This is a genomic window from Bradyrhizobium sp. (assembly GCF_019242285.1).
Lineage (GTDB): Bacteria > Pseudomonadota > Alphaproteobacteria > Rhizobiales > Xanthobacteraceae > Bradyrhizobium.
The window spans coordinates 1-13,871 of the sequence record NZ_JAFAVV010000294.1; the positions used below are offsets into that span (position 1 = coordinate 1).

The 13,871-nt window shown below is 65.6% G+C and carries 9 protein-coding genes; 5 read left to right on the forward strand and 4 right to left on the reverse strand.

The features are described 5' to 3' along the window. From JOY90_RS11455 to JOY90_RS11470, 4 genes are all read left to right on the forward strand, one after another. A partial coding sequence (locus JOY90_RS11455) for a mandelate racemase/muconate lactonizing enzyme family protein (RefSeq protein WP_291691252.1) occupies positions 1-1,112 on the forward strand: 1,112 nt, incomplete at its 5' end. Positions 1,113-1,276: 164 nt separating this feature from the next. Beyond that, the gene (locus JOY90_RS11460; RefSeq protein WP_291691253.1) at positions 1,277-2,329 is read left to right on the forward strand and encodes a hypothetical protein; all 1,053 of its coding nucleotides are present in this window, start codon (positions 1,277-1,279) and stop codon (positions 2,327-2,329) included. A gap of 84 nt (positions 2,330-2,413) precedes the next feature. Then, positions 2,414-5,377, forward strand: coding sequence for a LysM peptidoglycan-binding domain-containing protein (locus JOY90_RS11465; RefSeq protein ID WP_291691254.1), 2,964 nt, complete (start codon positions 2,414-2,416; stop codon positions 5,375-5,377). 18 nt (positions 5,378-5,395) lie between these two features. Further along, on the forward strand, positions 5,396-5,764 hold the full coding sequence (locus JOY90_RS11470; RefSeq protein WP_291691255.1) for a hypothetical protein: 369 nt from the start codon (positions 5,396-5,398) through the stop codon (positions 5,762-5,764). An 11-nt stretch (positions 5,765-5,775) separates the two neighbouring features. Here JOY90_RS11470 and JOY90_RS11475 read toward each other — a convergent pair whose 3' ends face one another. Next, entirely contained in the window at positions 5,776-7,128 is a 1,353-nt protein-coding gene (locus JOY90_RS11475) for a malonyl-CoA decarboxylase (protein WP_291691256.1), read from the reverse strand. A 147-nt stretch (positions 7,129-7,275) separates the two neighbouring features. Beyond that, positions 7,276-8,073 (reverse strand): helix-turn-helix transcriptional regulator, encoded by a 798-nt coding sequence (locus JOY90_RS11480; protein ID WP_291691257.1) that lies wholly within the window; start codon positions 8,071-8,073, stop codon positions 7,276-7,278. Between the two features lie 60 nt (positions 8,074-8,133). On the opposite strand from JOY90_RS11480, the gene JOY90_RS11485 reads away from it, so the two are divergent. Continuing rightward, positions 8,134-9,306 carry an MFS transporter gene (locus tag JOY90_RS11485; RefSeq protein WP_291691258.1) on the forward strand — a complete coding sequence of 391 codons (1,173 nt, stop codon included), beginning with the start codon at positions 8,134-8,136 and terminating at the stop codon, positions 9,304-9,306. Here JOY90_RS11485 and JOY90_RS11490 read toward each other — a convergent pair. Together JOY90_RS11490 and JOY90_RS11495 are read right to left on the reverse strand one after the other, a co-directional pair. Continuing rightward, the gene (locus JOY90_RS11490; protein ID WP_291691259.1) at positions 9,303-12,443 is read right to left on the reverse strand and encodes an efflux RND transporter permease subunit; all 3,141 of its coding nucleotides are present in this window, start codon (positions 12,441-12,443) and stop codon (positions 9,303-9,305) included. The genes JOY90_RS11485 and JOY90_RS11490 overlap by 4 nt on opposite strands. Before the next feature lie 9 nt (positions 12,444-12,452). Then, the gene (locus tag JOY90_RS11495) at positions 12,453-13,664 is read right to left on the reverse strand and encodes an efflux RND transporter periplasmic adaptor subunit (protein WP_291691260.1); all 1,212 of its coding nucleotides are present in this window, start codon (positions 13,662-13,664) and stop codon (positions 12,453-12,455) included. Between the last annotated feature and the right edge of the window lie 207 nt (positions 13,665-13,871).

Consider the following 13,871-nt stretch of genomic DNA (forward strand, 5'->3'; position numbering starts at 1 on the left):
GCAACGCCTATATCGATTTCACCAAGATGACGACGAGCCTCGTCGCCGTCGTCACCGACGTGAAGCGCGACGGCAGGACCGTGGTCGGCTACGGCTTCAACTCCAACGGCCGCTACGGACAGGGTGGATTGATCCGCGAGCGCTTCGCGTCGCGGCTGCTCGAAGCCGATCCGAAATCGCTGCTCGACGAGGCCGGTGACAATCTCGATCCCGACAAGGTCTGGTCGGCGATGATGCGGAACGAGAAGCCGGGCGGTCATGGCGAGTGTTCGGTCGCGGTCGGCACCATCGACATGGCGGTGTGGGACGCGGTGGCGAAGATCGCAGGCAAGCCGCTGTTCCGCCTGCTCGCCGAGCGCCACCAACGCAATGCCGATCCGCGCGTGTTCGTCTATGCCGCCGGCGGCTATTACTATCCGGGCAAGGACCTCTCCATGCTGCGCGGCGAGATGCGCTCCTATCTCGACCGCGGCTACAACGTCGTCAAGATGAAGATCGGCGGTGCGCCGATCGCGGAGGATCAGAAGCGCATCGAGGCGGTGCTGGAGGAGATCGGCCGGGACGCGCAGCTCGCGGTCGACGCCAACGGCCGCTTCGATCTGGAGACCGCGATTGCCTACGCCAAGATGCTGCGCGACTATCCCTTGTTCTGGTACGAGGAGGCCGGTGATCCCCTCGACTATGCGCTGCAGGCGGCGCTCGCCGAGTTCTATCCGGCGCCGATGGCGACCGGCGAGAACCTGTTCAGCCATCAGGACGCGCGAAACCTGATCCGCCATGGCGGCATGCGGCCGGACCGCGACTTCCTGCAGTTCGACTGCGCACTGTCCTACGGCCTGTGCGAATACCAGCGCACGCTCGATGTCCTGAAGACCCACGGCTGGTCGCCCGCGCGCTGCATTCCCCATGGCGGCCACCAGATGTCCCTCAACATCGCAGCCGGCCTCGGCCTCGGTGGCAACGAGAGCTATCCCGACCTGTTTCAGCCCTATGGCGGCTTCCCGGACGGAGTTCGGGTCGAGGACGGCCACATCACGATGCCGGAGCTGCCGGGCATCGGCTTCGAGGGCAAATCCGACCTCTACGCGGAGATGAGGGCGCTTGCGGCATGATGCACGGCTTTCGGGGGTAAACTATTGAGAAGAGGGTGGTATTTCGAACGAAGGCGTTGTCATCGAATCTCATGAACAATGTTCAAAAATATATTGAACATTGTTCAATGTCTGCTAGATTGAAGCAATGGACACGGGAATGTCCCGGTCGGAAAGAGGATGTGATGAGATATTCGGAGGGCGATCTTCGCCTTGCCGCCGATGCAGGCGTGATCAGCGCCGTCGACCTGGAACGGCTCGTCGCCTTCCTGTCAAAGGCGACGGGGAGCGTCTCCAACGCCACGGCCACTGCCAAATTCAACTTCGCCAATCTGCTCTGGTACGCCGGCGCGCTGATCGTGATCGGCTCACTGGGCCTGTTCTCGACGGTGGCGTTCTCGCAAATGGGCGGACGGGCGCTCGTGGCCTGCGCCGTCGTCTACGCCGCGGCGTTCACGGCGGCCGGTCATCATCTCTGGTATCGGCAGAATTTGCGGGTACCGGCGGGACTGTTGATCGCGGTCGCAGTGTCGATGGCGCCGCTCGCGGTCTACGGCATCCAGGACGAACTCGGCTGGTGGGGCAGGTTCGGCGCGCCCGGCACGGTCCACGACTTTTACGTCTGGATCAAGGGAAGCTGGATCTTCATGGAGGTCGCCACGATCCTCGCCGGCGTCGTCGCGCTGCGCTTCTTCCGCGTGCCGTTCATCGTCGCCATCATCGCGGTTGCGCTCTGGTTCATGTCGATGGACCTGACGCCGTGGCTGTACGGCATGGCGGATTTCGACTGGGAGACGCGCCGCAGAGTGTCGGTCTGGTTCGGCCTCGGTGTGATCGTGATCGCCTGGGTGGTCGACTATCGCAGCCGCAACGGCGACTTTGCGTTCTGGCTGCATCTGTTCGGACTGATGGCGTTCTGGGGCGGCATCACCGCCTCGAGCAGCGCAACCGAGATCGGTCGCGCCCTGTACTGCCTCCTCAATGTCGGCCTGCTGTTCGTGTCGGTGATCCTGATGCGGCGGGCCTATGCGGTGTTCGGGACGTTGGGCGTCACGCTCTATCTCGGACATCTCGCCGATGCCGTGTTCAAGGACTCGATGATGTTTCCGTTCGCGCTGTCGCTGATCGGGATCGCCGTGATCGCGGTGGGGCTGGCCTATCATCGCCATCAGGCAGCAATCGCCGCGCATCTGCCCGAGGCCGTGTTGCGCCTCAGGCCGGACCGACTGAATACATAATTATTCATTCGATTCCGCCGTCATTGTTGCTGCAAGCGCCGCCGATATAGTTCTGCGGGAAGAGGATCGGGTTCGGAGATCGACATGACTACCACACGGAGTGCAGTCGGCAGCACGCACCCATCCGGTGTTTCGCCGGCGCCTTACGATGACGGCGATCGCAAGAAGATGGAGGAGGCGATCGCGGCGGCGCAACGCCGCCGCGCTGCCCACGGAGGGCCGCGGCAAATCGGCAGTGAGGAAGTCCCGCACGCGGTGCGTTCCGGCGATACCATGTGGGCGCTGGCACAGCAGAACGGCGACAGGCTGTCGGACGTCGTCAGGGCCAATCCGCAGATCCGGCATCCCGCCCGTATCCACCCCAAGGACATCGTGTTCGTGCCGACGCACGATCCGGCGACCGTCGCGACGCGGCGACAGGTTGCCGATGCGGAAGCCGCAGACCGATCGGCTGCCGCCATCGAGATCAGCCTGCATCATCCGAAATTGCCGCCGGGCGTGCGAAAGGTCCTCACGCAGGACCTCGCCGATGCGCAGGCGGACGCATCGCGCAAATGGGCTGCCGTGAAGACGTCGGTGCAGGACGAACTGATCACTCACGGCGCCGGAACGACCGCCTCGGATGAGGCGATGCGCTCGCGCGTGACCGAGATTCGTGCCCGTGCGCCCGAGAGCGAGGCTTTCCAGAAGATCGTCGACGATGCCGCGGTGCAGGCGCCGATCGATGGCAAGGCGCGCGCGATCATGGCGCAGGCGCAAGGTCAACACGATGCGCCGGCCGCGCTCCGCGCGCTGAGCGACGGCTACGCGGCGGCCTCGCCGGCCGTGAAGGACGCGCTGCTGCGCGATGGCGGCGCTCAGAAGATCATCGATGCCGCCGTGACCTGGGCCAACCAGCCACTGCACCAGCCGTTGGACGGCCTCACCAACCCGCAGGCGCGCACCGCCGCAGCCATGCAGCGCCTCGATCAGGTGACAGAGGGCGTCGACAAGAATCTGGCCGGAATCGTGATGGACCGCGCCGTCCCCGACTATGAGCGGTTTCGCAACGACAATCTGAACCACCTGCCGAGCTCGCCCTTCGGACCCAACGGCACGACCACGCTCGTCAATCTGTCCGGCCGCCTCGCGGGCAGCCCGGCGGGCGACGACGCGATCGCGCGGTTTGCGGCCATGGGTGCGTGGAACGGCGATTCGATCCGTAACGCGATCGCCGCAGGCGCGGACCCGGCCTATGCGATCGCGCTGGCGCGACAGATCAAGAACACCGGCGATCCGTCGATCGTCGTGCAGACCATCAATGATGGCATTGCGCTCCGCGATCGGCAGAGGATCGCGGATGGTGGCAGCCCGGCCGCGACGATCGACGTTGCCCGCCGCATGCAGGCGGCCGGGCTCGATTATCGCGGCGTCATGAAGGTTGCGACCGACGGCGTTCAGGCCTTCAAGGACAAGGCCGCCGGTGACGTCAGGAAGCTTGCCCAGCATGACGCCGAGCTCGTCGCGCTGGTGCGAAACGAAGGCACCGGCATGACGCCGGAGCAACTCGCCCAGACCATCACGGCCTACCGCACGGGCAAGGGCGCGGCATGGCAGGCGGAGGGCGCCAGGCTCGTTCGGCAGATCGCCGACGACGGCTCCCGGCTGATGGATCAGATGGTGGCGCTGAACGAGCTGCCGCCGCAACTGTCCGGCGCGCAGGCTCTCACCGATCGCGCGCTGAAAACGATCGCCAACGATCCGGCTGCCGGTGTTGCGCTCTCCGTCGCGATCGCGACCGATCCCCGGCTCGCCGACGCGACGCGGGTGAAGGATTTCGCCGACATCTTCGCCCTGTCCAAGGTCGGCGACATCGGACGCAAATACGCCGGCGAGATCGCCTCGGCCAGGCTGCGCCGCAGGGTGAACGCGAGCCTGCTGGGTGTCGATCTGCGAGACCCGGCGAGCGTTGCAGAGGCCAAGCGGACGATCCGCGCCATTGCCGACGAGTCCGCGATGCGCAGGGTGGGCGTGACCAAGAGCGAACTCGACAAGGCCGTCAAGCTCGTGGACGCAACGGTCGATCGGGTTGCCGCCGCCAAGACGCAAGACCAGGTCGACATGGCGCTGCGGGATCTCGACAAGAAGCTCAATACCGATGCGACGCTATCCAAGACCTTCAACAAGACCACGCGGCCGGGCCAGATGTTGCGTGGTCTGGCGGTGGCGTTCGCGGGTGCCAGCGTGGTCAATAGCTGGGAAAAGTTCAAAGCGAACCCGTCCGATCCGCAGAACGACATCAAGCTCCTGCTCGACGCGGCCGGCTTCGCGCAGAAGGACGCCGAGCTGCTGGTCGGCCTGGGCATGGTCAGCAGGCAGTCGATGATGGGACAGTTCGGCGGCGAATGGAAACTCGCCGGCCGGGCCAGCGCCGCTGACTTTCTCTCCGGCCTCTCCGCGGTGCTCGATCTCGTCAGCGCGACGCGCTCGGGATTCGGCCTCGGCGTCCCGCAGGATGGCGGCAGCGCATTCTTTTCCGCCACGTCGGCGATCGGCGGCGGGCTGACGGTGGCACCCGCCTTCGGTGCGTCCGCATCCCTGGGCATCATCGGCCTCGGTCTCACCCTCGTCGGCGTGCTCGGCAAGTCGGTCTACGATTCGGAGAAGGACGCGCACCGGTACGAAGCCGCAGCGAAGGATTTCCTCAAGACGGCGGGCTACAGCGAGGCGGCGGCGGATGCGCTGAGCCAGCGCGATGGCCTGTTGTCTGGCGCGCCCGGCGCGGCTCAGATGCCGTTTCTCGCCAAATACGCAGAGTTCAAGCACATGACGCCCGATCAGCTCCGAAGCTGGGTCAACAGCCTGACGCCGGATCAGGTCGGACATCTGTCGCAGCGTCTGTTGCAGACGGCCGGCGACTGCCACGGAGATCCGAGCCGGTTCACCGACGGGCCGCCGCGAACGGCCTTCCTTCCCGAGGGAGAGGGGATGCCGGTGGAGATTACGCTGGCCGACAGCCTGGGCGTCTTCGATAGTTATTTGAGCTACGACAAGGTGCCGCATCCCTGATCCGCAAGCGAGCCGGCCATGAACAGGTGTCCGCACTGCAACGCCGACCCGTGCTTGCCGCTGTGGCGCAAGCTCGCGCTCGGGCCGTCGAGCCACGCCCGCTGTCAGGTCTGCGGATTCCGCGTCGGCGTCGATGTCGACAAGGCCCTGCTTGCCATGGCTCCGTCGTTCCTGCTGATCGTCGTCGCGGCCTTCCGCATCGTGACCGATCCGGTGTTCCTGGTGCTGGCGGGGGTGACGTGCCTCTGCGTGTCGGGCGTGCTCTACGTCGCCTGGGTGCCGCTGATGCCGGACGAGCTGAGCAATGCGAGCATGGTCGAGGCCGGCCGTGCCCGCATCGCCGCCGAGAAGCAGGCCGCAAGCGAGCGCACCGAGCGCGCTCCGTGACGCGCAAGAGGCTAGGTCAGCCGCATGTCCAGCAACCTGCGGCCCTCGGTCTTCAGCAGCCGCTTCACGGCACTGGAGGCGACGACCTCGCCGTCATTGGCATAGGCCTCGTGGTTCTTCTCGATGTCCTCGAGCCGGTAGAGGTAGTTGACCATGACGCCGGCGGATTCGCGCATGCCCTTGGACGAGAGATCGCCGAGCCAGTTGATGCGCTCGAGCCGGGCGCCGTTGCCGAGATGGAAGCGCGCCACCGGGTCGATCAGCCGGCCCTTCGACGTGCGGGCCTTGAGGAAGTAGTGCGCGGCGAGCGGCTCCAGCACCGCGCGCAACTGCGTGGTGGTCTCCTCGTTCTCGAACCATTTCGGCTCGTCGAGGCGGCCGAGTTGCGTCCGTTCCTCATCCGACAGGGGAACGTCATCGGCGGTCTTCACCCATTGCATGAAGCCCGGCACCGGCGACAGCGTCACGAAGGTGTCGAGCTTCGGCAGTTCGCGGCGCAGTTCCTCGACCACTTGTTTGATCAGGAAGTTGCCGAAGGTGATGCCGCCGAGCCCGCGCTGGGTGTTGGAGATCGAATAGAACACCGCGGTGCGGGCGCGGTCGGTCGGCACCGCATGTCGGTCGACGGCGAGCAGCGGCGCGATTGCGGCGGGGATCGTCTCGGTCAGCGCAACCTCGACGAAGATCAGCGGCGCATCAGCCATCGCAGGGTGGAAGAACGCGTAGCAGCGGCGGTCGACCGGATCGATGCGGCGGCGCAAATCGTCCCAGTCGCTGATCTCGTGCACCGCCTCGTAGCGGATGATCTGTTCCAGGATGTTCGCCGGGGTCGACCAGTCGATCCTGCGCAGCACGAGAAACCCCCTGTTAAACCAAGATCCCAACAGATGCACGATGTCGCGATCGAGCGCGGCGAGATCGCGGTGACCGTCGAGGAGCGACAGCAGGTCGGCGCGCATCGCCACCAGATCGCCGGTGCCGCCCGGCGCGCGGTTCAGCCGGCGGATCAGTTCCTGCCGCCGCGGCTCGGAGGCGAAATGCAGTTCGCCGCCATTGCCGTCGCCGGGATTGGCCTGCCAGGCCTCGATGGCCTTGGCGACGCGGTCGCGGTCGGGGCCGAAATGGCGCGCCAGCGCGTGAAAGAAGTCCGGCTGCTCCGACGCCGGAAGATCCTGATAGCGGTCGAGCACCTCACGCGCCATCGCCGTACCGGAGGCTTCGCCGCGGCCCGACAGCAACGCCTCGCAGAGCTCGATCAGTCCCTCGGCATCCTGCCTCTCGTCGATGGGCTCGGAACGGCGGAGCAGGAAGCGGCCCCGCTCGGAGATGGTGGCAAGCAAGTCGGTAAAGAAGGCACTGGCCATGTACTTAGGGTCGAATCCGTTTCCGTTGCGCAAGCCTACATCGGATTTATGACGAAGCCGATCACAATCAAGCCGCTCGCCTATCGTGGCCCAATCCTCCGACGAATGCTACCCGCTTTCGTCTGCCGTGACGAGACGCTGTCCGGCCTATTGCGTCGCCATAAATTCGGTCGGCGTTTTGCCGGTGACCTGCCGGAAGGCGTGCGAGAACGCCGGCATGCTGGCATAGCCGAGATCGGCAGCGATCTTCTTGACCGAGACATTATCACACGTTGACATCAGCTCGATCGCCGCCGCAATGCGGGCGCGCTGGCACCAGGCCTTGAAGCTCAACTGCGTTTCCGCGGAGAACAACCGCGACAAGGTCCGCGCCGAGGTGCCGACCTTTTGCGCGAGCCGTTCGATGTCGTGGAGGGCGGTAAGGTCGGCGAGCACGAAATCGGCGGCGCGGCGGCAGCGCGGCTCGTGCGGCAGCGGGATGAACGTCGCGGGATCTTCGGCCCGGTGCAACTCGAGCATCACGAGCTTGATCAAGAGAGCGCTGCGCTCCGGTGCATTGCCTTTCTCGAACAGCGCGAGGATCGCCTGATGCAGCAGCGGCGAGACGCGGACCACGAACTCGCTCCTGAGACTGCTGTTGCGCTCGCGTTTGAGCCACACCGGGTCGAAATAAAGCGTGCGCATCTCGATATCCGCGAGCACGTCGATGGCATGCACGAGGCGGGCAGGGACCCAGACCGCGCGGTCCGGCGGCACCAGCCAACGCCCCTGCGGCGTCGTCACCTGCATGGTGCCGCGGGCGGCATAGACCAGTTGTGCCTCGCGGTGCATGTGGGGATCGAGCCGGACGCCCTTGCGGTAATTGCGCGCGACCAGGTGCACGCCATCCGAAGCCATCCGGTGGCTGGCCCGGATTTCCGCGATTGGCAGGTAGGCGACACTCATTGGCGGCATCCCGTCAGTCCCGGATTCTATAATCTCGCAAGGAAAGCGAGGATTCAACTCATGAACAGTCCTGGCCGGGTGATCGGCTTCGTCAACGCCGCTCACTTCATCGACCATTATGCGATGCTGATCTTCGCCGCGGCCGTCATCATCATGGGCCCGGCGCTCGGCATGGCCTATTCCGAACTCTTGCCCTACGCGACGCCGGGCTTCATCGCGTTCGGCGCCGGCTCGCTCCTGACCGGCTGGCTCGGCGACCGCTGGAGCCGCCGCCACATGATGGTGATCTTCTTCCTCGGCATCGGCGCATCGATGATCTCGGTCGGCCTGGTGCAGACGCCATTGCAGCTCGGCGCCGCGCTGCTCGTGATCGGCCTGTTCGCCTCGATCTACCATCCGGTCGGCACCGCGATGATCGTGTCCTATGCCGAGAAGCTCGGCCACCAGATGGGCCTGAACGGCGTGTTCGGCAATCTCGGCGTGGCATCCTCAGCCCTGGTCACCGGCGTGATCGGACAATATTTCGGCTGGCGCTTTGCCTTCATCGCGCCGGGCGTGGTCACGATGCTGATCGGCGTGGCCTTCGCATGGACCGTGGTGCACGAGGATCGCAAGGGATCGAAACAGGCGGCAGCCCAGGCGCGTGTCGCCAAGGGCGACATGTGGCGCGTGATCCTGGCGCTGTTGATCGTGGTGATCGCGATCTCCACCACTTTCAACGCGGTGACGGTGGCGCTGCCAAAACTGTTCGCCGAGCGCCTGTCCGATCTCACGAAGAGCCCGGCCCTGCTCGGGATCATCACGGCCTGCGTCTATGTGTTCGGCGCGATGACGCAATACACCATCGGCAAGCTGTTGGACCGGCACTCGCTGAAGACGGTGGCGCTGCCGCTGTCGTTCATGCTGGCGCCGTTCCTCTATCTGGCCGCGAGCCTGTCCAACCTGCCGCTGATCCTGGTCTCGATCGGCATCGTCATGGGTGCGTTCGGCCAGGTCACCGTCAACGATGCCATGGTCGGCAAGTACACCAGCGAGGAATGGCGCTCGCGCGCCTATGCGGTGCGCTATTTCATCGGCTTCACGGCCGCGGGCGCTTCCGTCGGCCTGGTGGCATGGCTGTACCAGCAGGGCGGTTTTGTCACCATGCTGCACGCCTTTGCCGGGCTCTGCCTGCTCGCGATCGCAGCGGCCCTCGTTCTGCCGCGGGAGATCAGGATGCCGGCGGCAGCCTAGCCCGACTGCGCGACGGGCGCCGTCTTGCGCTCTTTCCGCCAGTTCTCGAAGCGCTGCACCACGACGAAGAAGGCCGGCACCAACAGCACCGCGAGGCAGGTCGAGGCCAGCATGCCGGAGAACACGGTGATGCCGATCGACTTGCGGGCATTGGCGCCGGCGCCGGTCGCCAGCACCAGCGGCACCACGCCGAGGATGAAGGCGAACGACGTCATCAGGATCGGGCGGAAGCGGGCGCGGGCGGCCGCAACGGCAGCTTCCACGACGCTCTTGCCGTGGCCGTGCTCCTCGAGCGCGACCTCGACGATCAGGATGGCGTTCTTGGCCGACAGCGCGATCAACAGGATCAGCCCGATCTGGACGTAGAGGTTGTTGTCGATCTTCAGCCCTTCGAGCACCGCCATCGGCCCGAGCAGCGACAGCGGCACTGCCAGGATCACCGAGATGGGCGCGGTCCAGCTCTCATATTGTCCGGCGAGCACGAGATAGACCAGCAGCATCGCAAGGCCGAACACGTAGTAGATCTGGCTCGAGACCGCCTTCTCCTGGTACGACATCGCGGTCCATTCATAGCCGCTGCCGGGCGGCAGCGTCCTGTTCGCGATCTCCTCCATCAGGCCCAGCGACTGGCCGGAGCTGTAGCCCTGCGCCGGCAGGCCGACGATGGTCGCGGAGGGATAGAGATTGTAGAGGCTGATCAGCGACGGGCCGACCGCGGGCGTGATCTTCGCCACCGTGCCGATCGGGATCATGTCGCCGTTCTGGTTGCGCACCATCATGTTGGCGATGTCGCGCTGGGTCAGCCGGGAGTTCGGATCGGCCTGGGCATAGACCTGGAACACGCGGCCGAACTTGTTGAACTGGTTGACATAGGACGAGCCGAGATAGGAGGACAGCGTCGAGAACACCTCGTCGGTGGTGACGTGCAGCGTCTGGGTCTTGACGCGGTCGATCTCGACATCGAATTGCGGCGTCAGCGCGCGGAACGGCGACTGCACGCGTTGCAGCGCGCTCTGGCTCTGCGCGTTGCGGACGATCGTGGCGGTGACGGCCTGCAGCTTGGCATAGTCGCTGTTGCCGTCGCGCAGCTCGACCTGCATGGCAAAGCCGGCGGCGTTGCCGATGCCCTGGATGGGCGGCGGCGGCAGCACCAGCGTCCGCGCCTCCATGATCGTCGCCAGTCTGTCGTTCAGACCATAGACCAGCGAGCGCAGGTCCTCGCCGGGCCCGCGTGCGCCCCAGTCCTTCAGGATCAGATAGGCGACGCCGGCATTGGCGAGGCTCGCGCTGTTGTCGAGCGCCGAGATGCCGGCGATGGTGATGACCTGAGCGACGCCGGGCGCCTTTCCTGCGATCTCGCTGACCTGGTCGAGCACCTTCTGGGTGCGGTCGAGCGCAGCACCGTCGGGCAACTGCACCGCGGCGATCAGGTAGCCCTGATCCTCGATCGGCAGGAAGCCGGTCGGCACCCGCGACAGGCCGTAGCCGCCGATGCCGATCAGGATCAATGCCGCGATCACCGACACGCCGGCGTGGCGCGCCAGCGAGCCGACCAGCCGGGCATAGCCGCGCTCGAGCCGGCTGTAGACGCCGTTGAAGCCGCGGTAGAACCAGTTGCGTTGCGCCGGCGGCACCGCGGGCCTGAGCCACAGCGCGCATTGCGTCGGCTTCAAGGTCGCGGCGTTGATCGCGGAGAGCAGCGCGGTCGCCGCGATCACCAGCGCGAACTGCGCATACATGCGCCCCGTGAGCCCCGGCAGGAAAGAGGCCGGCAGGAACACCGAGATCAGCACCAAGGTGATGCCGATGATGGGCCCGAACAGCGCGTCCATCGCCTTGATCGCGGCGTCATGGCCCGACATGCCCTGCTCGATATTGTGGGCGGCGCCCTCGACCACGACGATGGCGTCGTCGACCACGATGCCGATCGCGAGCACGATCGCAAACAGGGTGGAGAGATTGATGGTGAAGCCGAGCGCGGCCATGCCGGCGAACGCGCCGATGATGGTGACAGGCACGGTGGTGGCCGGCACCAGCATCGCCCGCCAGTCCTGCAGGAACACCAGGATCACGACCAGCACCAGCAGGCCGGCTTCGATCAGCGTCTTGTAGACCTCGTTGATCGAGGCGGAGACGAACTTGGTGGTGTCGAACGGCGTGTCGTATTTGATCCCTTGCGGGAATGCGCGCGCAAGCTCGGCCATCTTGCTTTCGACCGCCTTTTCGACCTGGAGCGCGTTGGCGCCGGGCGACTGGAACACGCCGATGCCGGCGGCGGGCTGCTTGTTGAGCGAGAACATCTGGCTGTAGGTCTGCGCGCCGAGCTCGACCGAGCCGACGTCGCGCACCCGCGTCACGTCGCCGCTGGCGCCGGTCTTGACGATGATGTCCTCGAATTGCTTCGTGTCGTCGAGGCGGCCGTTGACGTTGAGCGTGACCTGGAAGGCCTGTCCCGGTGGCGTCGGCGGTGCGCCGACCTGGCCGGCGGCGACCTGCTGACTCTGCTGCTGGATCGCCTGGATCACGTCCTGCGGCATCAATCCGCGCGCCTGCAGCTTGTTGGGGTCGAGCCAGATCCGCATCGAATATTGTCCGGCCCCGAACACCGTGACATTGCCCACGCCGGGCAGGCGTGACAGCTCGTCTTTCAGGTTGATGGTGGCGTAGTTGCTGAGATACAGGCTGTCATGCCGCGCGTCGGGCGAGGTCAGCGTCACGAACAGCAGGATCGAGGTCGATCTCTTCTGCACCGTGACGCCCTGGTTCTGCACCGACTGCGGCAGTTGCGACAGCGCCGACGAGACGCGGTTCTGCACCAGCACCTGCGCGAAGTTCAGGTCGGTGCCGATCTTGAAGGTCACCGTGAGGCTGTAGGTGCCGTCAGCGGCGGCATAGGACTGCATGTAGATCATGCCCTCGACGCCGTTGACCTGCTGCTCGATCGGCAGCGCGACGGTGTCGATCACGGTTTTCGCGCTGGCGCCGGGATAGCGCGTGGTGACCTGGACGGTCGGCGGCACCACGTCGGGATATTGCGCGACCGCGAGCTCGAACAGCGCGACGCCGCCGATCAGGATCATCAGGATGGCGATGACGTTGGAGAGGACCGGTCGCTCGATGAAGAATTTTGAGATCATGGCCTGATCCTACTTGGCAGCCGCCTTGGAATCGTCCGGCTTCGGCGCCTCGATGTTCTGCATCTGCGGATCGACCTTCTGCCCGGGAATGGCGCGCAGCAGACCGGCGATCACCACGCGGTCGTCCGGCTTTAGGCCGCTCTCGACGACCCGCAATCCGTTGTCGAGCTGGGAGATCGTCACCTTGCGCTGCTCGACCACATTGTCGGCGTTGACGACCAGCACGTAGCGCCCACCCTGGTCGCTGCCGATTGCGGTATCCGGGACCAGCAGGGCGTTCACCGATCGATCGTTCGGCAGGCGGACGCGGACGAAATAGCCGGGCAGCAGCACCCGGCCGGGATTGGGAATCAGCGCGCGCGCGGCGAGCGTGCCGGTGGACTGGTTGACCGTCGGCGCGACGTAGTCGAGCGTTCCCCGATGCGGGTAGCCGGTTTCGGTCTGCAGGCCGATCTCGACCGGAAACTGCTTCAGATCGGCTGGTGTCAGGCCGCGGCGCGAGGCTTCGGCGCGGATCCGCAGCACGTCCTGCTCGTTGACGGTGAAGTTCGCATAGATCGGATCGAGCGCCACGATGGTGGCGAGCTGGGTCGGCGAGGCCGCGCCGACCAGCTCGCCGATCGAGACCAGGTGCGCGCTGACCACGCCGTCGAACGGCGCGGTGACCTTGGTGTAGCCGTAGTTGATCTGCGCGATCCTGGTGCTGACCTGGGCCTGCTGCAAATTGGCTTGGGCGTTGTCGCGGTTGGAGGTCGAGGTGTCGAGCGTGGCCTGCGACACGGCCTGGCGTGCGACGAGGTCCTTCTGCCGGTTGAAATCCGCCTCGGTCTGCTTGACGGTCGCCTGCGCGCCGGCTTCGGCGGCCTGCGCCTGGTGGAGCTTGAGCTTGTAGGTTTCGGGTTCGATCGTGAACAGCGTCGCGCCCTCCTTCACGAAACCGCCGTCCTGGTAGTCGATCGATTCCAGGAAGCCCTGCACGCGGGCGACGAGGTCGACCGACTTGACCGGCGCGGTATTGCCGGTCGCCTCCAGGTAGCGCGTGACCGGGCGCTGGACCGGCAGCGCGGCATCGACCTTCGGCGGCGGTGGCGGCTGAAAGGTGTTGGGCTGGTCGCAGCCGGCGAGCAGGCTGGCGCCGAGCAGGGCGATCGGGAATCGCCTGGAGCGATTGATGGGCCCGGCCTCGATGGCTTCGCGAACGCGTGGACGTGCAGGCTTCATTGCAGTGCCCCATTCTGTCGCGTGCCTGCATGCAGGCCCCGATCGGTGCTGAATAGCAACAATCGGCCCATGGTGAAACCCGCGAGCGACGGGACCCTAGGCCGAAGTTTTCACTCACAAATTGCGCAAGTTGTTGACGGAGCTTGATGATTGCTCCGAACGGCATGTCAGTTACTGGACACGAACAGGATCGAACCCGAGTTGCTC